This is a genomic window from Clostridioides sp. GD02404, assembly GCF_045898275.1.
Taxonomy (GTDB): domain Bacteria; phylum Bacillota; class Clostridia; order Peptostreptococcales; family Peptostreptococcaceae; genus Clostridioides; species Clostridioides difficile_A.
This window is the reverse complement of sequence record NZ_JBJOCA010000008.1, coordinates 75040-98804: the sequence shown is the minus strand read 5'-3', so window position 1 is coordinate 98804 and position 23765 is coordinate 75040. Positions and strand designations below refer to the sequence as shown.

The following is a 23765-nucleotide window of genomic DNA, read 5'->3' as shown; positions in this document are numbered from 1 at the left end:
ATAATACAGAAAAGAGGTATTTCTAGTATGCATGAAAATAAAAAGAATCTATTAGATGGAAGCTTAGCTCAATATAATGATGCAGCTGTTCCAAAAATACCAGTATTCGCTGGTAGTGATATAACTTCAGAAGTTTATTATTTTAAACCTAATCAAGTTCTTAATGCTCATAGACATCCTAATGGTGAGCAAATATTTGTGTTTCTAAAGGGAGAAGGTAAAATGAAGCTTGGTGAACATGAATGTGATGTAAAAGATGGTGATACTGTCTTTGTACCAACAGGAGAGTGGCATGAGATTACTAATGGAAGCAAAGAAGAAATGGTAGCTGTTCAAATCACAAAAATCAATGCTGGAGCAGAATATAGAGGATAGATATATAAGTACAATTGGTACTTTAATTTCTATTTTATTATATAAACTTTAATCTCAAACTGTAAAAAGAGGCTATCTCAAAATAGAGATAAGCCTCTTTTTCATTGTTGAAATGATGAACATATATTCTTTATTTTATATTTTTTATAGCATTCTCAGCAAACTCAGTATTTACAATATCTTTATAAGGTGCTTCTTTGTCTAATTCTTTGGCTTCTTTCATAACAGACATTAATTTGTTCAATCCTTCTTCTTTTAATACAGGATTTTGAGACCATGCATCTATTGATTTGTATCTATCTACAACTGTTGTTAAGTCTTCTAAAGATATATCTTCAAAGAAAGGTTGCATAGCTTTAGCTATATCCTTACTAGGTGCTTGTTGAACCCATAGTTGACCTTTATAGACAGCATTTGTAAATCTTTGAATTAAATCTTTATTATTTTTCATATATGATTTAGTAGTGGAATAAGCTGTAAATGGTATTTCTCCAGAATCTTTTCCTATAGATGTAACTATATATCCACTACCTTCTTTTTCCATAGCTGTTGCTGTAGGTTCAAAAGCTGTTGTAAAGTCTCCTTCTCCACCTGCAAAAGCTCCTGCCATTACACCAAATTGGTAATCAGTCTAATTATAACACTAAAATATGTATTTAATTTTTTGATTAATTTCTTGAGATATTGGGGTAGAGTGTTAAAGAAAAATCATCAGACTTCTGACTAGCTTCTTTTTTATATACAGCATAATTAATTACAGTTTTAAGTAGTATGTTTTTTAAATAGGGTTCTTTCTCTTCTGTATATTCACTTAGAATTCTTTCGAGTTGAGGAATAACTTGCGTTTCAACTATTTTTCTTTCTTTTTCAATTTCAATATTTATATTTGTTTTATTTATAGCTTTTCTTATATCTTCTATACGAGATGTAAGTATATTTGAACGTTCTAGAAATGTATCACTGTCATAAATCCCTTGTTCTAAAAAATCATGTAGTCGCTCTTTTTGTTTTTCTAGATTATTAAATTCTTTATTTAAACTTGCTAAAGTATTTTCTAAATTATCCTTAATTTTAAAACTATCTTTTTCTTCTTTTAAAGATAGTTTATAATCTATTACCCATTTGTTTAAAACTGATAAAATTTTATTTTCTAATATGTATAATTTTGTAGCTTTATTTTTACAATTAGTACAAACCATATATTTCTCATGACCACTTGATGTAGTATTGGATTTGGCTACTAAAGTATGATTACAGTATCCACATTTTACAATCCCAGCTAGTGGATTAGTTATTTTATTGTTTGATGTGGGAGAGTTACTACGTTTTTTTCTTATGTTCTGTGCTTCATTCCATATATCTTCGCTTATTATTGGTTCGTGTTTTCCTTTTACTTCAATCTGTTCTTCGATTCCTCTTGTTCTACTAGAATTTCTTTTTCTCTCAACTTTATTCCATACTATATAACCACAATACACTTTATTTTTTATAATATCTCTAACTCCCTTTTCATACCAAGTCCTACCTGTTGTAGTTTTATAACCAAGTTCATTTAGATAACTAGATATTTTACATGCGCCACCTCCCTTTAAATACATATCAAAGATTATTTTAACAACAGTTGCTTTCTCTTCATTTATTATAAGTATTCTTTCTTTATTATTTAAATATTTAATGTCATATCCATAAGGCGGTGCTTGAGCTATAAATTTACCTTCTTCAATACTTTTAATTTTTCCTCTTTGCATACGTCTAGATATTAATTTTAATTCTTTACGAGCCATAAAAGCTTCAAATTCGGAATATTCTTCATCAAATTCATCATTTAAATCATAAATTTTTCTAGGAGTAATAATTTTTGTTTTAGATTTTTTAAATGTATCCAATATTAATCCTTGGTCTTGCATATTTCCACGTCCTAAACGGTCAATATCCATTACTAAGACTGCATCATAGTCATTATTTTTAACCTCATCTAATAGTTCTATCATCTTAGGTCTGTATTTTATACTTTCACCAGAAATAAGTTCTTCTTTAATATTAATAACATTTAAATTTTTCTCTTTTGCTAATTTTAAAAGAGTTGTCTTATGTCCACTTAGTGTTTCAAATTCACCTCTATGTTCTGCTTCTTCATCAGCTCTGCTTTTGCGTAAATAAATTGCGACATTCATTAAATCACACTCCTTGAATATATTATATTCAACAACAAATTGATTATATTTAAAATATAAAAAATAAACCCTTAAAAATACACGATATATTTTTAAGGGTTTATTTTTATATAGTAACTTCTATAGTCCATTTAAAATCTCATACTTTAAGTAATGTTCATATTGTTATCTTTATACCTTAGCTATAAATTTTACGCTATTTTTTTACAACAGGTATCCATACTTCAAACTTAGCATTTTGTGGGTCTGGATTTAAGTAAAGCTCAATATCAGGACCATTGTCATATTCATATCCAGAAGTAGGCAACCATTCTGTTACAATACGCTTTTCTAGTTCTTGAATTGCTTGTGGGCATTGGCCTTCTCCAGAGAATATAGCCCAAGTAAAAGCTGGAATAGTGTATTCGTCTAATGTATTATCTATAGATTTTGTACTTGAAACTGATATAAAATATTTCCATTCTTCTAAATCATTGCAAATGCTTATACCTAATACACCTTGAGGTTGACTATCCATCATAGGCATTAATTTTTGAAGAGTTCCATCTAAAGCAACTTTTTGCCACATTTGAGGAACAATTTCAAAATTCTTTTCTAATTCAGTGTGAAGTGGCTGAGATACACCAACTATACGAAATGCTTCTTTTTTTTCGACTCTATAATTCATTTCTTCGGCTCCTTTTATACTAATTTTGAAGCTGATTGGTGGAAATGCCTTCAAAGTTGTTATTTCTCCTTTTTTTATAACTGATGGAGCAACACCATGAATGCTTTTAAATGCACGATTAAAGGCCGTTGGAGAAGAATATCCATATTTTAAAGCTACATCAATTATTTTTTTATCATCATTCTGTAATTCTACAGCTGCCAAAGACATTCGTCTACGACGAATATATTCAGAAAGTGGTACATCTGCCATATAAGCAAACATTCTTTGAAAATGATATGTAGAACAACAAGCTATTTTTGCAACTTGTTCATATTCAATTTCTTTTGTTATGTTTTCTTCAATATAGTTAATTGCTTTGTTTAATCTTTCAATCCATTCCATAAAATCAGCTCCTTGTAATTTATATAATATATATTTTAAAATAGTTAATCCTCTCTTTCTATGCACTAATTAACTAGCTTAATAAAGAATGAACATGAGAAAGTCTGTAATTAACTACAAAAATGAACAAATAGTATTGTTTTTCACATTAAAGTATATCACAAATTAGTATCTAATTTTTATAGAAGATAACAGTTTTAATTGATTATGAAATTTTTATAATATTTTAGGTTAAACATTTAATTATATATAATATTTTATTCATAGTTAACTATTTTTGAGATTTGTCCTTAATCAAGCAAAGCTTAGTTACTCAATTATAAATAATCATTGAGAATAGGACAATTTTTAAGATACATAAAATATAAAGAGGAGGGGATTTAAATGCCAAAGATAGAAAAAGACTTGGATGGTACAACTACTATAATATATCTCGACGACGATGTAGATGTTCCAACAGACGAGAATGGTTATAAAATATCCATGACAGTACTACATGGAAAGACAATCTGTCATGTAGTATCTCCTGAAACAACCTTAGGAAGAAAGTTCACATTAGAAGAAAAACAAGAAAAAGATACAATAATATATGAAGCAATAGAAAAAATAATGGTAGATAGACAATTACAAATAAAAGATTCAAATAAAGAAGTTGCTAGTCATTAGCACTTCTTTAATAAGTCAAGTAGGACAAGTATTTTTTATAATATTATTGACTTATAGTCTAATTAGACTATAATATAAACATAGATAGTCTAATTAGACTACTATGAAAAATAAATACAATAAGAGTTTAAGAAAGGACAATAACAATGATTAAATCATTTTTAATGTTAGGACAGTCCAATATGGCTGGAAGAGGATTCATAAGTGAAGTGACTCCAATTTATAATGAAAGAATACAGATGTTACGTAATGGAAGATGGCAAATGATGACAGAACCTATTAATTATGACAGACCAGTTTCTGGGGTAAGTCTTGCTGCATCATTTGCAAATGCATGGTGTTGTGAAAATCAAGATGATAGAATTGGGCTAATTCCTTGTGCTGAAGGAGGCAGTTCCTTAGATGAATGGAATATAGATGGTATACTTTTTAAACATGCTATAAGTGAAGCTAAATTTGCCATGCAAAGCAGTGAATTGACAGGAATTTTATGGCATCAAGGAGAAAGTGACAGTAATAATGGCAACTATAAATTTTATTATAAAAAATTACTTTCTATTATTGAAGCTCTTAGAAAAGAATTAAATATTCCAGATATGCCAATTATTATTGGTGGATTGGGAGACTTCTTAGGAAAAGTAGGTTTTGGGAAAAGTTGTACTGAGTACGTATTTATCAATCAAGAGTTACAGAAATTTGCTTTTGAACAAGATAATTGTTACTTTGTTACAGCAACAGGCCTTACATCTAATCCTGATGGTATTCATATTGATGCAATATCTCAAAGAAAATTTGGATTACGTTATTTTGAAGCTTTTTATAATAAAAAGCATATTATGGAAGCATTAGCTAATGAAAGTGAGTTGATAATACCAAGTAATTCCAAGACATATACAAAAACAGAAAAAATATATATAAATAGTATGGACTTGGCACTAGGAAAGATATCATATGATGAGTTTGAATCTAAACTTATTAAACTTAATGATAATTAGATAAAATATTCATTAATATATTAGTAAATATAGCTTGAAAAAAGAGGTGATTTTTTGATACCCTTATTAATTTTAGGATTATTAAAACAAAATCCAAATTCTTATGGATATGAGTTGTTAGCATTAATGGAGAAGAAGCATTACAAGTACATAGTAAATTTCACTAAAGGTTCTTTTTATTATAATTTACAGCAACTTGAAGAAAAAAAGTTTATTGAAAAAGTTGAAAATAAACAATCTAATAAAAGTAGAGAAACTCATAACTATATAATTACTGAACTTGGATGTCAAGAATTTGAAAAACTAATGTATAAGTATGGTTCTAAAACAGAGTATATAAATCTATCATTTTACGCAGCACTGTTATTTGCCAATGATTATAAAAATGAAAAGTTAATAGAATTATTGGAAACGCAAATTAAGCAAACTCAAGTAAGAATTTCTCTGTTAAATGAATCCATAGAAAATAACAAAACAAATTCACATTATTTTAATAGAATGCTAGAAAATTCTCGTTCTCACCATTTAGTTAATATTGAATGGTTTGAGAAGTTACTAAATGATATTAAAGATTGATGTTAATAATAAAAAAATCTACATATATACTTTATATAAATGTAGGATATATAGATTAAAATAAGGCAGATAATTTCCAATTGGATATCTGTCTTTTTATTATATAAGATGTTAAAAGACATTTATACTATGTAAATAAAATTTATAAATATAAAGTTATTAATCGTTGAATTACAGACACTTAAGATGAAAAGTATGACATTTGATATAATAAAATTGTTTAAGTATTAATTAATGGTACAAATAGTTTTAATATAATTGTATTTATAAATAATTATAAAATAATAAATTAATTTTTTTATACTGACTTTTTTATAGTATAAATCGTTATATATAATGACGGAGGTGATAATAGTGAATGATGCTCGGATTATATCAAGAATAAAAGCAGGGGAAAAAGAATTATTTGATACTCTAATCAAAAAATACTATGATAGCATCTATTGTTATTGTTATCGCCATGTAGACAATCAAATGACTGCACAAGACTTAACCCAAGATGTATTTATAACAGTTATAAAAAATATAAGTGATTATAAACATTATGGTAAGTTTGAAAACTATTTATATGTTATTGCAAAAAATAAGTGTAAGGACTTATGGAAGAAAAAGCAACCTATATATTTAGAGTCATTAGATAAAGAGATGTCAAAGCAAGAATTAGCAGATGTTGAAAACAAAATATTTGTAAAAGAAGCTTTGATTAAATTACCAGAAGTAGAGTTTGAAGTGATAATTTTAAGATATTATCATGATTTAAAATTTAAGGATATTGCTAAGATTATGGGTTCAAGCGTCTCTGTCACAAAGTATAGAATGAATAGAGCATTAAAAAAACTAAAATTATATTTGGAAGGAGGTAAATTATGAATAATAAAAAACTTAAAGAAAGTCTATTTGAATATAAAGTTCCAAAATATGATGTTTCAGCAATTGAAAAAACGGTTAAAGCTATACATGAATTAACATTTAATAATGCAGATAAAAGAATGAATAGTATAGAATTTTTTATCTCTCAAATTGGCTTTATACGAAAAAGAACTTGGATTATGCAATTTTTAGTACTGTGTATAATATGCTTATTTTTATTTAGTACATCAAGAGATAGCAATTCACTTTACAATACTTTATCCTTGATTTCCGCAACATTTCCACTTCTCATATTAACTAATATAGAAGAGTTAGCAAAAGTATATAATAGTAGTATTTTAGAGATAGAATTTTCAACCAAAAATACACTACACAAAATTATTGCTACAAGAATGCTTGTATTTGGAATAAGTGATTTGTTGCTTATGCTTATTGTCTTGATATCTGCAAAACAAACTATTAATTTAAATGTAGTGTATATAATAATTTATATACTAGTGCCCTTTAACTTAATGTGTATAGGATGTATGGAAATTATAAATAAAAACAAAGGTAAAAATACGAATTATTATTGTATGATATATGGTGTATCTCTTGTATTATTGATATTTACACTAGGTACTTTTAGAAAAAGTATATATCAATTTGAATCAATAAACCAATGGCTAATCGTTTTTATAATCACATCAGTAATATTAATTTATGAAATAAGAAAAACATGGAGACATATTCGTTCGTTTGAAAATATTATTGTGTAAGAAAAAAATAAGAATATACAGTATCAGGAGGAATAAGTATGGAGCTAAGTGTAGAAGGATTAACAAAACAGTATAATAACAAAGTTATAGTAGATAAAATAGAATTTAGATTGAATGAAGGTATATATGGATTTTTAGGAGAAAATGGGGCAGGAAAGACCACTCTTATGAGAATGATTTGTGGGATATTAAGTCCAACATCTGGAGAAGTAAAGATAGATGGTAAAAATAACTTGGATATGGGAGAAGATTTTAGAGATATGATTGGATACCTTCCTCAAGACTTTGGATATTATCCAGATTTTACTGCAAAAGAATTTATGCTATATATAGCTTCATTAAAGGGATTGATACCTAGCCATGCAAAGAAAAAAACACAAGAATTATTAGAAATGGTTGGTTTATCAGATGTAATCAATAAAAAAATAAAAACATTCTCTGGAGGGATGAAACAAAGGCTAGGATTTGCTCAGACACTACTTAACGACCCTAAAATTTTAATATTAGATGAACCAACAGCAGGATTAGACCCTAAAGAACGAGTTAGATTTCGTAATTTGATTTCAAAATTCTCTAAAAAGAAAATTGTTATTTTATCTACTCATATTGTATCTGATGTAGAACATATTGCAGATAAGATTTTAATAATGAAAAAAGGAAGATTCATTTTAACTGGTTCAGTTGAAGAAGTAACTTCAAAAATAGAAGATAAAGTATGGAAATGTGTAATTAATGAAAATGAAGTAGAGTATATGTCTGATAGATATTGTTTAGCAAATATTCATCATTCTGGAGGAGTCGTAAATCTTAGAATTATAAGTGATATAAAACCACATGATAATGCATATAATTTGAAACCAACATTAGAAGATTTGTATTTATATTGTATTAATGAGGAACTATAAATATATATAAGGAGATAAGTATGTTTACATTAATTAAATTTGAATTAAAAAAAATAATAAAGAGAAAGTCTACAATAGCAGTTATTTTAGGAAGTCTAGCCTTAAGCATAATCCTTTTTTCTTTAATGCCAATTAAACAAAAAGCTAATGATGAGAATGGAAAAGAGTATAGAGGTCTACAGGCCATTGAAATAAAAAAACAACAATCTAAATTAAATGATGGGTACATAACAAATAAAAAAGTAGAAAACTCAGTTAAAGAATATCAAAAAATGTTTAATAATCCAGATAATATTATAAAAGATGAAAGTGGTTTTTCAGATTTTAAGCCAGATATTTATTGGAAATTTTTTTATCCTAGTAAGAGTTTTTACAGTTTTATAATAGAGTCATATAGTAAGCCTAATGATTTTGATTCCTCTATAATTAGAACAATGTCACTAAAGAATGGCATTGATTTTTATAAGTCTAGAAATGAAAAAGTAAATACAATCTTAAATATGGAATATGCAGACGGAAATTATACACAAAAAGAAAAGGAATTTTGGTTATCTAAGAATAAGGAAATAAGTGAGCCCTATTTAAATGGATATTATCAAGGTTGGGATTATTTCATATTATCGAGAGATTTACTGATTTTTACTATATTAGCTATTTGTATAAGTATAGCTTCTGTATTTTCAGGAGAATATCAATCAGGTACTGATTCAGTGATATTATCTTCTAAATATGGAAAAAGTAAAGTTATAACAGCCAAAATAATAAGTTCTTTTTTATTTGGTACAATTATTTTTATTATAAACACAATTGTATGTGTTGGAATACTCACTCTGTCTTTTGGAATGGATGGATGGAATTTACCATTACAACTTACAACTAGTTCAGTTCCATATCCATATACACTTTTACAGGCAACATTACTAAGCATATTAGTTATTTATATTATATTAATAGCATTAATTAGTTTTACACTTTTATTATCTTCTTTCATGAAATCACCTTTTCCAGTTTTAATTACAAATATAATAATACTTTTCGTACCAATATTTTTACAATATAGTGAAACCAACAAACTTTATAATCTGATTTTACGAATTTTGCCATCAAATGCTATTTCATTTTCGTTTGCCAATTATATAGATTACAAGATTGGTAATTTAATAATAGATTTACCAACTATGATTATTTTTACATGTTTAGTACTTGCAATTCTTTTCTTACCTTTTACTAAAAATAATTTTAAAAAACACCAAGTTAATTAAACTATATAATATAAAAAGCTTGAAGATATAGAAATAAATTATAGTTAATTTCTATATATTCAAGCTTTGAAGTTTTGTATTTAAGTTGAGCAATTATAAAATATGTAGTTTAGATGTTATAAGTTTATGTTATAAACATACTGATTTTTGTACATCAGTTCTTACATTAACATTACCTGCTTTTAGATTTTCTCCTATAGTAAGCCCTTTGTCTTTTAGAACATATTCAAAAGTCATAAGAGGAACTCCACCTTTTCTGCCACCTAATATTTCTTTTCCTTTTAAATCATCATAAGAGAAATTAGACATTTTTTTTCTAGCTACTAGAAAACTTCCATCTCTTTTAGTCAATTGTGCAAAGTTCACTGCATAATCATTTTTATTTTGATTATATACATATATAGATGCTTCAGGACCCATTAGACCTACATTTGCCTCACCTGAAATCAAAGCCGCCATAGTTTTATCAGCACCTTGAGTATTTATAAGGTCTATTTTTATACCTTCATCTTCAAAAAACCCTTTTGTAATAGCAGCATATTGTGGAGCGTAAAAAACGGAATGAGTAACTTCTGCTATAGTTACCTTATCTAGATTTTTAGATGAAGAGTCATCTTTTTTATCATTGGAACTAAAATCACATCCAGTTAGACATAGCGTGCCTATAACAACAGAACTTGCAATTGCGACTATTTTTTTAAACATAATAAATACCTCCCATAAAACATCCGAATAATATATAGTATTAAATATTTATTGTAGTTGTTACAAAAATGTATCTATATTTATTCTATTTCTACAAAAACCTAAAAATAAATTTGAGTTTTATGTTTTAAACAATGTTTAATCTTGGGTAAATTATATTGATTATTTATAATTTAAAGGGTAAAATTAAAATAATATTATTTTAGAGTACTATATATAAATACTAATTTATATGAAAAGAATTTATATATAAAGTTAGATTATTTTTATATGAAATAACCTAACTTTATATTTTGCAATTACTTGAGTATTACTGGACAAACATAATTAAAATGGAGGAAATTATATGAAACAAAATAAATATGATAATGATGAATTCTTTGATAAATACAGTAAAATGGAACGTTCTATAAATGGTCTAGCAGGTGCTGGAGAATGGCATGTTTTAAAAAAAATGTTACCAGAATTTAAAGGAAAACGCGTTTTAGATTTGGGCTGTGGATTTGGATGGCACTGTCAATATGCAGTTGAAAATGGAGCAGATTCTGCTGTTGGAATTGATATTTCAGAAAAAATGTTAAAAGAAGCTAGAAACAAAACAAAATTTGATAATATAAAATACATATGTATGCCTATTGAAGATATTAATTTTCCAAAAGATAGTTTTGATATAGTTATTAGTTCTTTGGCACTACATTATATTCAATCATTTGAAGATATATGTAATAAAATAAGTGACTGCCTTTCAAGTGGAGGTGAGTTCGTATTTTCTGTTGAACATCCTATATTCACTGCATATGGAACTCAAGAATGGTATTGTGACAAGGATGGTAATCATCTTCATTGGCCAGTTGATAGATATTTTACAGAAGGAGTACGTAAATCTAATTTTTTAGGAGAAGAAGTTATAAAATATCATAAAACACTGACAACTTATCTAAATACTTTAAATAAAACTGGATTTGAAATATTAGAAATAATCGAACCTCAACCAGAAGAAAAACTATTAGATACAATTCCTGAAATGAAAGATGAATTACGCAGACCTATGATGTTACTTGTAGCTGCAAGAAAAAGATAGTAAAGAATAGTTAATCTAGCTTATAGAGAAAATTTTAAATGCTAAGCTGAAAGATTAATCGTATTTTTTAAAGAAGGCAAAAGTAATGATTTCTTTTGCCTTTTCTAGTAAGTAATAATTATACTTCTACATAATATATTTCATTTCCATTTTGCTCTATAAGTTTTTTCATGTCTTCAAATTTCAAAAACACAGTAGCTGTGTTGTCATTTGGATGTATACCTATTTTATCCATTTTTAATAAATCTTTATCAAATACAACTTTTACAACAGCATCTGTATCATTTAATATACCAAAAGGAGTTACAGCTCCCTTAGTAAGTTTTAAGTATTTATGAAGTCTTTCTTCTGATGCAAAACTAAGAGGCTTACTATCAATTTGTTGACGAATGTCTTTTAAATCTGCTTTTTTATCCTTACCTAGTACAACTAAAAAATGTTCTTTCCCTTTAGCATCACGAAGAAATAAATTTTTTACAACAAATTCCATATGTAATGTTTCTAATTGTTCCATTTCTTCAATTGTATAAACTGGTGGATGATTTACAACTTCATAAGGTATATTTAATTCATCCAATTTTCTATATACTTCTTGTTGTTGAGTATCCATAATATCCTCCTATTAGAAATTTATTTTATATATAAACAATATTATCACATAAAACTTCAAAAGAAAACGTTTTATGGTGTGCAAATGCTATATTATTTGCTTTTAGATAAAGCTCTAATGTACAAATATAACCCTATAAAGTTAAAAAATTTTAAAAATACTTGTAAAAAGGACATTATTTACTATTTATAAATTATATAAAAAGAGATTATATAAAGTCACATATGAAAAAACTATATTATACTATCTTTTCTTTTTGGAATAAACTATACTTTAAATAGAGATATTTAATTTTAATAAATTTTACAGTATTAACAGTAAATTACCTTAGAAAGGAACGTGCTTTATATGTCTACAGACAAAGTTGTTGGAATCATAGATGAAGAAACTGCAGAACTTGCTGGAATTGAATATACTGGTAAAATTTATGCTTCTTCTGGTGTTATAAAACATATAAAGAAAAAACATAGGTGTCAATTAAGTAAGGATATTGTTAATGATATAATAGATACTATAAAAATGGTACTAAAATCTCCTGAATATATAGGCAGTCATCCTAAAAAGCCTGGAAAAAGTGTGGAGTTTATAAAAAAAATTGGTGATTATATTTTAGTGGCTACAGAACTAGATACAAAAAAGGGATATTTATATGTATCTTCACTATATGCTATAAAAGAAGCGAAATTAGAAAGTAGAATTAGTAGTGGAAGAGTAAAACAATACGAAAGTTAACATAATATTATTATTTTGAAACTATTGAAAAATATTGTTAAATAAGTTATAATGTTAATATATATGTAGATATTTATTAGTTAGATTTGAGGTTGGAAAGGGCACCCAATACGCTACTATGGAGTAGTTAATAGAGATGCAGGATACGCCGCCCTGCCAAATCTAATTACATTTAAAAGAGAGGATTAATTCCTCTCTTATTGTTTTTTGAACTATTAAGTAAATTTATATAAAAGATTTGAAGTATAAGAATACTTACTTTATCCTAAATAATTTCTTAGATATTCATATAATGTGATTTATGGAATAATATGAATAATCCTATATCTATAAAAAAGTATTTTTTTGTATTAGTTTCTAAAAATTTAGTTAGAAACTATATCATTATGGAAAAAAATGTATTATAATATTTAGAAATATTATAATAAGGGGCGATTAGATATGAGTTTATCAAAGAAAATAGAAGATAAGAGAAAAGCTAAACAAAGAGCTGAAAAAGTTAAGCAAGCTAAAGTTGCTACAGCTGGTGTAGTGTTAGGAGCAGTTACTGGTGCAGTGAGTGGAGTATTGTTGGCTCCTAAATCAGGAAAAGAAACAAGAGAAGACATAAAAGATGCTTCACAACAGATTGTTGAAAAAATAAATATTAAAACAGTAGATGTAAAAGATAAAATGTCTAACAAGCTAGAAGATAGAAGAGGAAATTTTATGGAGTCAAAGAAAAAAATAAGAAAGTACATAGATACTAAAAAGAATATTGAGCATTCTAATGAGGAAGATAAAATAATAGATATTGTTGAACCAGTTAGTGTTACTGAGGAATAGGAATGAACAATACAATAACAATCAATATAAGTATAATATATATATTATTAGCTATACTTGGATGTGTTGCTTTAGTTTATTTAATTATTGTACTTGCTAAATTACATAAGATTTTAAGTAATGTTGGAACTGTTTTAAATGATAATACACAAAATATAAATACAACTTTAAATAATCTTCCTAGTGTTGTAGAGAATTTTGGAGAAGTAGGAGAAAATATGAAAGATGTAACAGAAGCAGTTACTGAAGTTACAGCAGATTTTCTTGTTACTAAAGACAGTGTCAAATCAAATATGGATGTTATAGTGGATATATTGACTATAATCAAAAACATTTTTTTAGATAAAAAATAATTCTAGTTTTAATGAAAAAATTATTAAAACAGAAAATAATTTATAAATAAAATTAATATGAATAAATAAAGATGTATCTATTAATTAATAAACTAACAAGTAGATACATCTTTTTTATTAGATTTTTATAAAATAATCATTCTCTTATAATTTATCTATTTGTTTTAATGCTAATTTAACAGTTTCATATCTATCAGCACCATTTATTACTACATCACCTTTTACAAGTTTATTAGCTTCTCCACCTATAACATAAACTTTTTTCCCTAAACCTTGCTTATAACTAGATGCTTCAACTATTAAAGCATCTTTTAATTGCCAGTATAAAATCTGAGCTGCTACTTTGTCAGCATCTCCTGTATAAACTATTACATTTTCATACACTTTATTTACCCCCTGAGAATCTGATATAGATTTATTTAATATTCCTTCTGCTATCAATTTAGCAACTTTATCTTTATTGTTAATGTAGTAATCTGTATCTGCCTTACTATCTACAAAACATACTTCTATTAATATTGATGGTGCATCAGTATGATTAAGCCAATAAAGACCTCTAACATCAGATTTTGCTCCTCTGTTTTTAAATACTGTAGCTAATTTAGCATTTACTCTTTCTGCATGTATTTTCCCATTATTAGTTTTATATATTGTTTCTGTACCTTCTGGAGCTGAAGTTGTGACATTTGCATTAAAATGAATTTGAACAGCTAAATCAGTTTCTTGTTTGTTTGCTATTTTACACTGGTCTGCTAAATGATTATTTGATTCATCAACTCTTCCTGTGTAAACAGTAGCTCCTCCTATTTTAAGCCATTTGACAATCAAGTCATTCATTATTCTTGTTTCTTTACCTTCATTTATATATCCAACAGCTCCTGTACCTTTTCCAGTTAAAGTATGACCTGGTATTACTACTACTTTCAAGCTATGCATCTCCTTTTCAATTAAATTTAACCTCTATTTAATATATGCATAACTTAGAAATTTGTTTCTTTTTATGTCTTATAGATTTAATATAATATATCTTGTAAATTCATAGAGTATTTAGGTAAAATGTATTAAAGTTATAGTTTTGTATATAATACATTGCTTGATTTCAATAATTTTATAGCATATTCGTCCATTCTATATCCATTTCTATAGTATACATGTTTAATTCCAGATTGAATTATGGCTTTAGTACAATTTAAACATGGAAAATGAGTTACATAAATGGAACAATATTTAACTGCGATACCTTCTTTGGCACAATAGTAAAGGGCATTTTGTTCAGCATGAATTGTCCTAATACAATGTCCATCTCTCATCTCATGACCAACTTCACTACAATGCTTATCTCCAGAAATACTACCATTATAACCAGTAGATACAATTCTATTTTCTGAATTTACAATTATAGCACCTACATAGGCTCTATCACAAGTACCTCTTTCAGCTACTGTCTCACATAATCTCATAAAATATTCTTGCCATGAACATCTATTTTCAATTTTATTTTCCAAATTAATCCCTCCAAACTTATGTCTAATATATAAAGTTTATACCTTAAAAATAGTATTAAAAACAAATTTATATATAAATATGTTAGAAACAAAGCAATTTAAAATAAGAAAACTGTCTCAATAAAATCGAGACAGTTTTATAATCAAGGTTTATAATAGAAGTTCATATTTTTCTTTAAATTCTTTTACAGCTTCAGGCCATGCCTTTTGCTCTGTAATCCCTTTTTCTTTAGCTATTTTAATTGCAATTTTTCTTATCATTGCAGCTCCCTCTAATATTCCCATTTTTAATCTCCCTTCAAATATCTTTTTGTATAGAATATAAATAGTGCTAAGATTTATTACATGCTGCATATACAATATTTATACAACATGTAACTTCTAAACTCCTTTTATTTTCATACGTCTTTAACCGACATATAATTATATTCAGTAGGTTTTAAAATTATCACTTAAATAATTATTATTTAATCTTTTTTATTATTTACTTTCTTATTTACACACTAAAAACTGTAGGTAAATTTGTCTTATATCTTCACAAATATTCCTACAGCTTTAATTATTAAAAATGTATCTCTTTAATTTCGAAAAAGGATTACTTATAAGAAATCATTCCTTATTATAATCACTAAAATAATCAAATATCTTGAATAAAATTTTACTTATCTAGAATTGTATATTTTTTCTATAATATTAACTACAGCGTACATTGCCCATGCACAGATAGCCAATACAAATACGCCCATCATTACTAAATCTAATTTGAATACTTGAGAGCCATATACTATTAAGTATCCTATTCCATATCTTGAAACCAAAAACTCTCCAACAATTACGCCTACCCATGCCATACCAATATTAATCTTAGTTAAATTTATCAAATTTCCTGTATTTGCGGGTAGTATAAGTTTAAAAAGTATTTGAGATTTACTTGCTCCAAAACTTTTTAGCATTTTAATTTTCTCTTCATCTATATTCATAAAATAATTGTAAGCTGAAAGTATAGTAACAACAACCGAAATAGTTACAGCTGTTACGACGATTCCTTCTATTCCAGCACCTACCCAAACTATAATTATAGGAGCCAAAGCAGTCTTAGGAAGAGCATTTAAAACTACCAAAAATGGGTCTAATATTTTTGATAATTTCTCTGACCACCAAAGAGCAATTGCTACCAATATACCTAAAACAGTCCCTATAACAAGACCAAGGACAGTTTCATATACAGATATTCCAATATGTTTAAATAACTGTCCACTAGATGCATACTGAATAAATAAATTGTAAATATCACTTGGTTTGCTAAATAGAAATGTATTTATAACATTTAAGTCAGCTAGAAGTTCCCAGACTATGATAAAACCAATTAGAATTAATAACTGGTAGAACAATACATTTCTTTTTTCTCTTTTTACACCTTTAACATAGTTTATATATCCTTCTGATCTTTTATTAAGCCTCATGTGTATCTAGCTCCTTCCATAATATGTCGAAATACTTTTGAAAATCCGGAACTTTACGTGTTTTGAGAGGCGTTTTTGTTCCATCCATATTAAGTTCAATGTCGTAAATGTTTTTTATGGTAGCAGGTCTTTTAGATAATATTGCAACCTTATCTGATATGCTTATTGCTTCTACTATCGCTAAGAAAGTGCAACTAATTATTTAAAGAAACAGAATCATCTATTTCAGCACCCATATAAATAATGTTAAGGTCTCCTAAACTACTATCCCAAATAATAGAATCAATAATAGTAGACAATAATAATCTCTTATCATCCAGGCTAGCATTATCAACTTCATTATTAAATTTCTTCAAATTACTAACAATAATGTCCAAATTAAAACAATCACTACTAGTATTTATATCACTAGACTCTAAGTCATCAATCTTACTCTTTAAGATACTAATCTCATTATTTAAACTTTCAACTTGAGAAATTATGTAATCAGAAGCAATACTGCCAGTATTTTTTGCAAGCTCTTTAATTAAATTGTTAATAAGTTTTTCTTTCTCTAAAACCTTGTTTTTAAGTAAATCAGTCTCGGAGTGTAAATCATTAAAGGCATAATCAATCTTAATTTTATTACTATCAAATGCACTTATGATAGATTCTAAATCACAGTTTTTAATTTTATCTACAACTAAACTTTCAACTAATGGACCATTAAGATTTTTACAGTTACAACCATCAACGCCAAGTGTTTTTTTAGTTCCACATACATAATAATATTTTAAATCTTTATCAGTTTTTTTACCTTTATAAGTGATTCTCATATTAGCACCACACTTACCACATTTTATAAGACCAGATAAAAGAGCAGTTTTACCAGTTGCTATTCTAGGCGCTTTATCACGATTTTTATCCAGTTGATTTTGTGTTTTAAGCCATATCTCAGGTTCTATAACTCCAAGATGCTTTGCAATTGCAGCTATGGAATCAGACGTATTTTTAGCATATGTCAATATTCCACATTTTCCATCTGGAGTTCCTATAACCTCCATACCATTGTCTCTGAGATATTTTAAAATTTTATCATTAGCTTTTACATATGCTGGATTTCTAAGTATTCTAGATAAAGAGCTAGGGTCAAATTTACCACCATGAGGACCTCTTATACTATTGTGATAGACATATTTATATAATTTTGATAAGGACCTAAATTCTAAGTACTTATTATATATTAGCTTTACAATCTCCATTTGCTCATCGTTTACTTGGAGTTTATACATACTTCTTTCTTTTAGATTTTCATCCAAAAAAGTGATTCTTTCACTGTTAAATCCATGAGGTGTTTTTCCACCAAGCCATCTACCACTACGAGCCAATTCATACATATTATCTTTTACACGTTCTGCAATGGTTTCTCTTTCTAATTGAGCAAATACACTTGATATAAACATCATAGCTCTTCCCATTGGAGTAGAGGTATCAAATTGTTCTTTAATAGATATAAACGATATATCTAGTTTGTTTAATTTTTCTATTAAAGTAGAAAAATCAGATACATTTCTCGAGATTCTATCCAATCTATAACAAATTAGATAATTAAATTTTTTATCCTTGGCATCTTGCATCATTTTTTTAAATTGTGGTCTATCTATATTACTACCACTAAAGCCCTCATCTTCATATATATAAAAATCTTCTATACCAATAGATTTGGCATAATCCATACATAGTTGTATTTGATTTTCTATAGAATCACCTTTCCCAGTGAATCTTGATTTTCTTGAATAAATTGCAGCTTTCAAAATTAAGACCTCCTATAAATTCGAGCTATCTATTTTAAATTTTTTATTATAGTATTTCAAATGAATATATTAATTAATTGAATTTATATAATTATCCCCTTTATAATATATGACTATTTATTTTTTTTATTTCTTTGCCATTAAAATTCCAAATGAGTTGGGCAAATTGATACTTAGTTGTATCAGGACAAATCTATAACTTCATAGATTAATATAAGATACTTAAAATCCAGATATTTTAAAATATGATTTTTAAAACTAGTAGTTATAACAAAAATGTGTAGGGGGCTTGCATATGGAAATCAAGGTTATAGAAATTTTTCCTAAAGATGGAGCTAAACTCAATGAAATAGAAATGGCTAAAGCTAATTGGTTTGTAAATATAATAAGTAAAAAATATCCTAAAGAAATTTTAGGGGAGGCTTTTACCCTTTTAGAAAAAGAATTAAACGTAAGTAAAGCTGATACATAAGCTTCGATTATTGATTTTAATGTACTATGACTTGACATTATATTAATCAAATAGTATATTTTAAAATATAACACAATGAAGTGTTAAAAGAGCAATGGAGCTCCATAGATAAAGTCTATGGAGCTTTTTTGCGTATTTAACTTAAGGAGGATGGTAATTTGAATAATTTTGAGATTAAAACCAAAATAAAATTTGGAGAAGGTTCACTAAAAGCACTACAAGAATTAAAAAACAAAAATGTATTAATAATAACAGACCCATTTATGGTTAAATCAAAAACAATAGATAAAATAACATGTAATTTAATAAATTCAACATATCAAGTTTTTGAAGAAATAGTGCCAGACCCACCAATAGAAATAGTAGTAGCGGGAATAGAAGCATTTAAATCTATAAATCCAGATGTAATAATAGCATTAGGTGGAGGTTCTGCAATAGATGCTGCAAAATCTATAGTGGATTTTTCTAAAAAAATATTAAAAACTAATGAAGTAGAATTTATAGCAATACCAACAACAAGTGGAACAGGTTCAGAAGTAACATCATTTGCAGTAATATCAGATAATCAAAAGGGATGTAAGTATCCATTAGTAAGTGATGATTTACTTCCAAATATGGCAATACTAGACCCAGAACTTATAAAAACTGTACCAAACTTTATAACAGCAGATACAGGTATGGATGTATTGACACATGCTATAGAAGCTTATGTATCTACAAATTCTAATGATTTTTCAGATGCATTAGCCGAAAAAGCTATAAAACTAGTATTTAAGTACTTAATAAAGGCATATAAAGATGGAAATGATATAGAAGCTAGAGAAAAAATGCACAATGCATCTTGTCTGGCAGGTATGGCATTTAATCAAACATCACTTGGTATAAATCATTCTATAGCACATGTATTAGGTGGAAAATTTCATATACCACATGGAAGAGCAAATTCAATATTACTTCCACATGTGATAGAATATAATGCATCAATAGTAGGATATACTAATACAACTTACTCAGATACAGCCATGAAATATGCGCAAATAGCAGAATTAGTAGGGTTTGGAAATGGTAATATAAGAATAGCAGTTAAAAACTTAGTAAATGAAATAAAGAAATTGCAAAAAGAAATGAATATGCCAACCAAATTAACACAGTGTAAATTAAATTTAAAAGATATAACTAATGAAGAAAGAGAAATAGCAAAACTTGCTATAAAAGATACTTGTACATTAACCAATCCTAAAGTGCCAACTGAAGAGGATATAATAAGCATATTAAATAATATTAAATAATTACATTTTATTACATGCAAACATAATATTATACAAATAGGGAAAATGTTTTTAAAAATATAAATAATATATTGACAAATATAAAACATAAAACTATAATGAAAGTATCACAAAGGCGTGATACTTTAGTAAAAAGCAACGGAGCTTCTTAGGAATATTAATATTATTCTTATGGAGCTTCTTTTATTTTAAGCAAATAACTTTTTAGTAAACTATATTTAAAGAAAGTAGGGAATAAATTTGGCTGAAGAATCTAAGCAAAGAGTCATTCAAGAATATGTTCCTGGAAAACAGGTTACATTAGCACATATAATAGCTAACCCTAATGAAGATATATATAAGAAGTTAGGATTGGTACTTGATAAAAAAGATGCAATAGGAATACTTACAATAACACCAAGCGAAGCATCAATAATAGCAGCAGATGTTGCTACAAAATCTTCAAATGTATCTTTAGGTTTTATAGATAGATTTAGTGGTTCTGTAGTAATATCAGGAGATGTAAGTTCTGTAGAATCTGCATTAGATGATGTTTTAGAAGTTTTAGGAAATATGTTAAACTTCTCATCTACAAAAATAACAAGGACATAATAATATAATGAAGAATATAATATTTATGGGAAAGACGGGTAGTGGAAAAACTACTCTATGTCAAAAACTAGACCAATTGGAATTGAAATATAGAAAAACTCAGTCAGTAGAACTTTATAATAATGCAATAGATACTCCAGGTGAATATATGGAAAACAGAAATCTATATAATGCATTAATAACAACATCAGCAGATGCAAAGATTATAGCAATAGTGTATGATGCTACACAAGAAGAAAATTATATAGCACCAGGGTTTGCAAGTATGTTTTGTAAAGATGTAATAGGGATTATAACTAAAATAAATAAAGCTACTGAAGATGAAATCAACATAGCTTATGAGAGACTATTATTAGCAGGAGCAAGCCAAATATTTAAAATAGATACAGTGGATAATATTGGGCTTGAAACATTATTTAAATATCTAGAAAAATCTAAAAATATAGATGAAATTTAAGGGGAAATGTTTTTTTAACTAAAAAATATGATAAAATTATATGGATAGTTAAAGAAAATATAAATTAGTATTTTATAAAGAAATATATAAACTATTCTAAAAAGATTTAATCTTTAAGTGAGGTAGGAACATGGGGAAAAAAATACTATTGGTTGATGATGAACCACTGTTAAGGATGGACACAAAGGATATATTAGAAAGTCATGGTTATGAAATAATAGGAGAAGCAAGTGATGGATTTGAAGCTGTTGAAATGTGTAAAAAACACAAACCTGATTTAGTTATAATGGATATAGAAATGCCAATACTTGATGGTATAAAAGCAGGCAAAATAATCTGTAAAGAAAATCTAGCAGGTGGAGTGCTTTTATTAACTTCATTTGAAGATAAAGAATATATAGAAAAAGCCAAAAGTATAGGTGCTTATGGATACTTGGTAAAAACAGCAAGTGAAAAGTCATTTATCCCAACTATAGAAATGTGTTTAAATAAGGTAAATGAATTTGAAAAAATGAAAAAAGATTTAGAAAAGGTAAATTCTAAATTGAATGAAAGAAAATTAGTAGAAAGAGCAAAAGGTATACTTATAAGAGAGTTTAAGATTTCTGAGGATGAAGCATACACTAGAATAAGAAAATTAAGTATGGATAAAAGAACTACAATGATGGAAATTGCCAAAATGATTATTATAGGATACGATGACTAATACGATAAAAAAAATAGCAACTACACAAACATACTTAAATAATAATGAAATTGAAAAAATTATAGAAGTATCAAAATCCTTAGATTTAATGGCTTCCTTTTATGAGGCTGATGTTTTTATAGATGTACTAAGTAAACTTGATGATGAAGCGATTGTTGTGGCACATAGTAGACCTAAAGAAAAGTCAGTCTACAGTGAAAGTGTTGTAGGTAAAAAGGCTCTAATTGAAAATGAACCAGGAGTTATAAAGTGTCTAAGTACTGGAGAAAGAGCAAGAGATATAAAAGCTTTAACACAAGAATACAAGCTGGTTAAACAAAATATTCAGCCAATAACATTAGATGACAAAGTTTTAGCAGTATTAATAGTTGAAAAAGATATAAGTAGTGAAGTTAAAAGTGAATTTGAAACTAACGAGGATGAAGAAAATAAGAATTTACATCAGTTTATAAAATTGATAGGAAATAATGATTTTTTAGTTGATAATTTAAATTCTGCTATCCTTATATTTGATAAAAATGGAAAACTAAAAATTAAAAATCGTATTGCAACTGAGATGTATAAAAACCTTGGATTTGATTGTGATATACAGGATATGCATTACAACGACTTATATATAGAAACTAAAGTATTTGAAGATATATTAATAGATGAAAATTATGATGAAACAAATGAAGTTTCGATAGGTAATATGTTTTTCAAAATAAAAACTATATACATCAAAGATGATGAATTTAAAGTTTGTAAAATAGTACAAGATATAAGTGATTTAAAACGAAAAGAAGAAGAATTAGTTTTAAAAACAGTAGCTATTAGAGAAGCTCATCATAGAGTGAAAAATAATCTTCATACAGTAATATCTATAATAAAAAAGCAAAGTAGATTATCTCAAAATGAGGAAGTTAAACAATGTTTAGATAATATAATAAACAGAGTGTTTGCAATACTTTCAACTCACTATCTATTATCCAAGGAAGTAGATAATAATATATCTATACGAGAAGGTATCAACTTATTAGTATCAAATATTCAAGGTGGTTATTTGTTTAGTAAAGATATAGATATATGTATAACAGGTGAAGATTTTAAAATTAGTGGAGAAAAAGCAACCGCCATACTTTTAGTTATAAATGAAATATTACAAAATTGTTATGACCATGCTTTCATTGATAGAGAACGTGGCAATATACAAATACTAATAAATAAAGATAATGATTCTAGGAATATAGCTATTATAGATGATGGCGTTGGATTCGATAGTGATAATATAAATAAAAATAGTTTAGGAACATATATAATAGATAGTTATATAACTCAAATGTTAAAAGGAAGTATAAAAAGAAAGAGTAGTAAAAATGGGACAGAAGTATTAATTACTATACCTACACAAATTAATATTTAAATAATAACTCATCTACAAAGTAGTAGTTTTAATTGAGCAAAGAGGCTTAAGGTTATTAATAAATTAAGTTAGTTGAATATATTTATAAAACTTGTAAATATGAATTCAATTTAACAGATATTTATTATAGCTTTAAGCCTCTTTGCTTG

At 26.9% G+C, this 23765-nt stretch carries 28 protein-coding genes; 18 read left to right on the top strand and 10 right to left on the bottom strand.

What is annotated here, in order from left to right; translation table 11 throughout:
- Window positions 1-27: 27 nt before the first annotated feature.
- A complete protein-coding gene (locus Q3287_RS07065) occupies window positions 28-375 on the top strand; it encodes a cupin domain-containing protein (protein ID WP_054276714.1) in 348 nt (115 codons plus the stop codon).
- A gap of 130 nt (window positions 376-505) precedes the next feature.
- On the opposite strand, the gene Q3287_RS07060 is transcribed toward Q3287_RS07065, so the two are convergent.
- The 3 genes from Q3287_RS07060 to Q3287_RS07050 form a co-directional block, all read right to left on the bottom strand.
- Window positions 506-985, bottom strand: a complete 480-nt coding sequence (locus Q3287_RS07060; RefSeq protein WP_074178151.1) for an ABC transporter substrate-binding protein — start codon at window positions 983-985, stop codon at window positions 506-508.
- Window positions 986-1043: 58 nt separating this feature from the next.
- Window positions 1044-2549: a recombinase family protein gene (locus tag Q3287_RS07055; protein ID WP_407963766.1), complete on the bottom strand. Its 1506-nt coding sequence runs from the start codon at window positions 2547-2549 to the stop codon at window positions 1044-1046.
- A gap of 196 nt (window positions 2550-2745) precedes the next feature.
- Window positions 2746-3600: a GyrI-like domain-containing protein gene (locus tag Q3287_RS07050; RefSeq protein WP_407963765.1), complete on the bottom strand. Its 855-nt coding sequence runs from the start codon at window positions 3598-3600 to the stop codon at window positions 2746-2748.
- Window positions 3601-3984: 384 nt separating this feature from the next.
- Between Q3287_RS07050 and Q3287_RS07045 the strand changes: the two genes are divergently transcribed.
- The 7 genes from Q3287_RS07045 to Q3287_RS07015 all read left to right on the top strand — a co-directional run bounded on the left by Q3287_RS07045 (window position 3985) and on the right by Q3287_RS07015 (window position 9632).
- Window positions 3985-4266, top strand: coding sequence for a hypothetical protein (locus Q3287_RS07045; protein ID WP_054270325.1), 282 nt, complete (start codon window positions 3985-3987; stop codon window positions 4264-4266).
- A gap of 146 nt (window positions 4267-4412) precedes the next feature.
- Window positions 4413-5261 carry a sialate O-acetylesterase gene (locus Q3287_RS07040; RefSeq protein WP_407963764.1) on the top strand — a complete coding sequence of 283 codons (849 nt, stop codon included), beginning with the start codon at window positions 4413-4415 and terminating at the stop codon, window positions 5259-5261.
- A 54-nt stretch (window positions 5262-5315) separates the two neighbouring features.
- Window positions 5316-5837: a PadR family transcriptional regulator gene (locus Q3287_RS07035; protein WP_407963763.1), complete on the top strand. Its 522-nt coding sequence runs from the start codon at window positions 5316-5318 to the stop codon at window positions 5835-5837.
- A gap of 354 nt (window positions 5838-6191) precedes the next feature.
- On the top strand, window positions 6192-6707 hold the full coding sequence (locus Q3287_RS07030) for an RNA polymerase sigma factor (protein WP_074178152.1): 516 nt from the start codon (window positions 6192-6194) through the stop codon (window positions 6705-6707).
- On the top strand, window positions 6704-7465 hold the full coding sequence (locus Q3287_RS07025; RefSeq protein WP_407963762.1) for a hypothetical protein: 762 nt from the start codon (window positions 6704-6706) through the stop codon (window positions 7463-7465). Before Q3287_RS07030 ends, Q3287_RS07025 begins: the two co-directional genes overlap by 4 nt.
- Before the next feature lie 38 nt (window positions 7466-7503).
- A complete protein-coding gene (locus Q3287_RS07020) occupies window positions 7504-8370 on the top strand; it encodes an ABC transporter ATP-binding protein (RefSeq protein ID WP_407963761.1) in 867 nt (288 codons plus the stop codon).
- A gap of 20 nt (window positions 8371-8390) precedes the next feature.
- A complete protein-coding gene (locus Q3287_RS07015) occupies window positions 8391-9632 on the top strand; it encodes an ABC transporter permease (protein WP_407963760.1) in 1242 nt (413 codons plus the stop codon).
- 129 nt (window positions 9633-9761) lie between these two features.
- Here the strand turns inward: Q3287_RS07015 and Q3287_RS07010 are convergent, their stop codons facing one another.
- Window positions 9762-10337 (bottom strand): ABC transporter substrate-binding protein, encoded by a 576-nt coding sequence (locus tag Q3287_RS07010; RefSeq protein ID WP_407811752.1) that lies wholly within the window; start codon window positions 10335-10337, stop codon window positions 9762-9764.
- A 346-nt stretch (window positions 10338-10683) separates the two neighbouring features.
- On the opposite strand from Q3287_RS07010, the gene Q3287_RS07005 reads away from it, so the two are divergent.
- Window positions 10684-11418, top strand: a complete 735-nt coding sequence (locus Q3287_RS07005; protein WP_407963759.1) for a class I SAM-dependent methyltransferase — start codon at window positions 10684-10686, stop codon at window positions 11416-11418.
- A 118-nt stretch (window positions 11419-11536) separates the two neighbouring features.
- Here the strand turns inward: Q3287_RS07005 and Q3287_RS07000 are convergent, their stop codons facing one another.
- Window positions 11537-12028, bottom strand: coding sequence for a prolyl-tRNA synthetase associated domain-containing protein (locus Q3287_RS07000; protein WP_407963758.1), 492 nt, complete (start codon window positions 12026-12028; stop codon window positions 11537-11539).
- A gap of 348 nt (window positions 12029-12376) precedes the next feature.
- Between Q3287_RS07000 and Q3287_RS06995 the strand changes: the two genes are divergently transcribed.
- The 3 genes from Q3287_RS06995 (at window position 12377) to Q3287_RS06985 (ending at window position 13938) form a co-directional block, all read left to right on the top strand.
- Window positions 12377-12760 (top strand): PBECR2 nuclease fold domain-containing protein, encoded by a 384-nt coding sequence (locus tag Q3287_RS06995; RefSeq protein WP_054270335.1) that lies wholly within the window; start codon window positions 12377-12379, stop codon window positions 12758-12760.
- 441 nt (window positions 12761-13201) lie between these two features.
- A complete protein-coding gene (locus Q3287_RS06990; protein ID WP_054270336.1) occupies window positions 13202-13585 on the top strand; it encodes a YtxH domain-containing protein in 384 nt (127 codons plus the stop codon).
- A gap of 2 nt (window positions 13586-13587) precedes the next feature.
- Window positions 13588-13938, top strand: a complete 351-nt coding sequence (locus Q3287_RS06985; RefSeq protein ID WP_054270337.1) for a hypothetical protein — start codon at window positions 13588-13590, stop codon at window positions 13936-13938.
- A 144-nt stretch (window positions 13939-14082) separates the two neighbouring features.
- Here Q3287_RS06985 and Q3287_RS06980 read toward each other — a convergent pair whose 3' ends face one another.
- The 5 genes from Q3287_RS06980 to Q3287_RS06960 all read right to left on the bottom strand — a co-directional run bounded on the left by Q3287_RS06980 (window position 14083) and on the right by Q3287_RS06960 (window position 18699).
- Window positions 14083-14874 carry an N-acetylmuramoyl-L-alanine amidase gene (locus Q3287_RS06980; protein ID WP_407963757.1) on the bottom strand — a complete coding sequence of 264 codons (792 nt, stop codon included), beginning with the start codon at window positions 14872-14874 and terminating at the stop codon, window positions 14083-14085.
- A 131-nt stretch (window positions 14875-15005) separates the two neighbouring features.
- Window positions 15006-15443 carry a deoxycytidylate deaminase gene (locus tag Q3287_RS06975; RefSeq protein ID WP_407963756.1) on the bottom strand — a complete coding sequence of 146 codons (438 nt, stop codon included), beginning with the start codon at window positions 15441-15443 and terminating at the stop codon, window positions 15006-15008.
- Between the two features lie 150 nt (window positions 15444-15593).
- Window positions 15594-15728, bottom strand: a complete 135-nt coding sequence (locus Q3287_RS06970) for a hypothetical protein (protein WP_054270339.1) — start codon at window positions 15726-15728, stop codon at window positions 15594-15596.
- Window positions 15729-16105: 377 nt separating this feature from the next.
- Window positions 16106-16906 (bottom strand): ABC transporter permease, encoded by an 801-nt coding sequence (locus Q3287_RS06965; RefSeq protein WP_054270340.1) that lies wholly within the window; start codon window positions 16904-16906, stop codon window positions 16106-16108.
- Window positions 16907-17100: 194 nt separating this feature from the next.
- Entirely contained in the window at window positions 17101-18699 is a 1599-nt protein-coding gene (locus tag Q3287_RS06960) for a recombinase family protein (protein ID WP_407963755.1), read from the bottom strand.
- Between the two features lie 295 nt (window positions 18700-18994).
- Here Q3287_RS06960 and Q3287_RS06955 point away from each other — a divergent pair, with 295 nt between their 5' ends.
- The 6 genes from Q3287_RS06955 (at window position 18995) to Q3287_RS06930 (ending at window position 23616) form a co-directional block, all read left to right on the top strand.
- Window positions 18995-19171: a hypothetical protein gene (locus tag Q3287_RS06955; protein ID WP_054270343.1), complete on the top strand. Its 177-nt coding sequence runs from the start codon at window positions 18995-18997 to the stop codon at window positions 19169-19171.
- Between the two features lie 158 nt (window positions 19172-19329).
- Window positions 19330-20460 carry a 1-propanol dehydrogenase PduQ gene (locus Q3287_RS06950; RefSeq protein ID WP_407963754.1) on the top strand — a complete coding sequence of 377 codons (1131 nt, stop codon included), beginning with the start codon at window positions 19330-19332 and terminating at the stop codon, window positions 20458-20460.
- 240 nt (window positions 20461-20700) lie between these two features.
- On the top strand, window positions 20701-21051 hold the full coding sequence (locus Q3287_RS06945; protein WP_021384706.1) for a BMC domain-containing protein: 351 nt from the start codon (window positions 20701-20703) through the stop codon (window positions 21049-21051).
- 7 nt (window positions 21052-21058) lie between these two features.
- Window positions 21059-21508 (top strand): EutP/PduV family microcompartment system protein, encoded by a 450-nt coding sequence (locus tag Q3287_RS06940; protein WP_054270345.1) that lies wholly within the window; start codon window positions 21059-21061, stop codon window positions 21506-21508.
- 130 nt (window positions 21509-21638) lie between these two features.
- The gene (locus tag Q3287_RS06935) at window positions 21639-22214 is read left to right on the top strand and encodes an ANTAR domain-containing response regulator (RefSeq protein WP_054276728.1); all 576 of its coding nucleotides are present in this window, start codon (window positions 21639-21641) and stop codon (window positions 22212-22214) included.
- Window positions 22207-23616 (top strand): histidine kinase N-terminal domain-containing protein, encoded by a 1410-nt coding sequence (locus Q3287_RS06930; RefSeq protein WP_407963753.1) that lies wholly within the window; start codon window positions 22207-22209, stop codon window positions 23614-23616. The genes Q3287_RS06935 and Q3287_RS06930 overlap by 8 nt, the downstream gene beginning before the upstream one ends.
- Window positions 23617-23765: the final 149 nt, after the last annotated feature.

What these genes read in the sequence shown, in the direction of transcription:
- Q3287_RS06990 (WP_054270336.1), top strand. Translation starts at nt 13,202, where the DNA reads ATGAGTTTATCAAAGAAAATAGAAGATAAGAGAAAAGCTAAACAAAGA.
- Q3287_RS07055 (WP_407963766.1), bottom strand. Translation starts at nt 2,549, where the DNA reads ATGAATGTCGCAATTTATTTACGCAAAAGCAGAGCTGATGAAGAAGCA.
- Q3287_RS07065 (WP_054276714.1), top strand. Translation starts at nt 28, where the DNA reads ATGCATGAAAATAAAAAGAATCTATTAGATGGAAGCTTAGCTCAATAT.
- Q3287_RS06935 (WP_054276728.1), top strand. Translation starts at nt 21,639, where the DNA reads ATGGGGAAAAAAATACTATTGGTTGATGATGAACCACTGTTAAGGATG.
- Q3287_RS07025 (WP_407963762.1), top strand. Translation starts at nt 6,704, where the DNA reads ATGAATAATAAAAAACTTAAAGAAAGTCTATTTGAATATAAAGTTCCA.
- Q3287_RS06930 (WP_407963753.1), top strand. Translation starts at nt 22,207, where the DNA reads ATGACTAATACGATAAAAAAAATAGCAACTACACAAACATACTTAAAT.
- Q3287_RS06995 (WP_054270335.1), top strand. Translation starts at nt 12,377, where the DNA reads ATGTCTACAGACAAAGTTGTTGGAATCATAGATGAAGAAACTGCAGAA.
- Q3287_RS07020 (WP_407963761.1), top strand. Translation starts at nt 7,504, where the DNA reads ATGGAGCTAAGTGTAGAAGGATTAACAAAACAGTATAATAACAAAGTT.
- Q3287_RS07005 (WP_407963759.1), top strand. Translation starts at nt 10,684, where the DNA reads ATGAAACAAAATAAATATGATAATGATGAATTCTTTGATAAATACAGT.
- Q3287_RS06970 (WP_054270339.1), bottom strand. Translation starts at nt 15,728, where the DNA reads ATGGGAATATTAGAGGGAGCTGCAATGATAAGAAAAATTGCAATTAAA.
- Q3287_RS07000 (WP_407963758.1), bottom strand. Translation starts at nt 12,028, where the DNA reads ATGGATACTCAACAACAAGAAGTATATAGAAAATTGGATGAATTAAAT.
- Q3287_RS06955 (WP_054270343.1), top strand. Translation starts at nt 18,995, where the DNA reads ATGGAAATCAAGGTTATAGAAATTTTTCCTAAAGATGGAGCTAAACTC.
- Q3287_RS06985 (WP_054270337.1), top strand. Translation starts at nt 13,588, where the DNA reads ATGAACAATACAATAACAATCAATATAAGTATAATATATATATTATTA.
- Q3287_RS07040 (WP_407963764.1), top strand. Translation starts at nt 4,413, where the DNA reads ATGATTAAATCATTTTTAATGTTAGGACAGTCCAATATGGCTGGAAGA.
- Q3287_RS07050 (WP_407963765.1), bottom strand. Translation starts at nt 3,600, where the DNA reads ATGGAATGGATTGAAAGATTAAACAAAGCAATTAACTATATTGAAGAA.
- Q3287_RS06980 (WP_407963757.1), bottom strand. Translation starts at nt 14,874, where the DNA reads ATGCATAGCTTGAAAGTAGTAGTAATACCAGGTCATACTTTAACTGGA.
- Q3287_RS06940 (WP_054270345.1), top strand. Translation starts at nt 21,059, where the DNA reads ATGAAGAATATAATATTTATGGGAAAGACGGGTAGTGGAAAAACTACT.
- Q3287_RS07045 (WP_054270325.1), top strand. Translation starts at nt 3,985, where the DNA reads ATGCCAAAGATAGAAAAAGACTTGGATGGTACAACTACTATAATATAT.
- Q3287_RS07010 (WP_407811752.1), bottom strand. Translation starts at nt 10,337, where the DNA reads ATGTTTAAAAAAATAGTCGCAATTGCAAGTTCTGTTGTTATAGGCACG.
- Q3287_RS06965 (WP_054270340.1), bottom strand. Translation starts at nt 16,906, where the DNA reads ATGAGGCTTAATAAAAGATCAGAAGGATATATAAACTATGTTAAAGGT.
- Q3287_RS07060 (WP_074178151.1), bottom strand. Translation starts at nt 985, where the DNA reads ATGGCAGGAGCTTTTGCAGGTGGAGAAGGAGACTTTACAACAGCTTTT.
- Q3287_RS07015 (WP_407963760.1), top strand. Translation starts at nt 8,391, where the DNA reads ATGTTTACATTAATTAAATTTGAATTAAAAAAAATAATAAAGAGAAAG.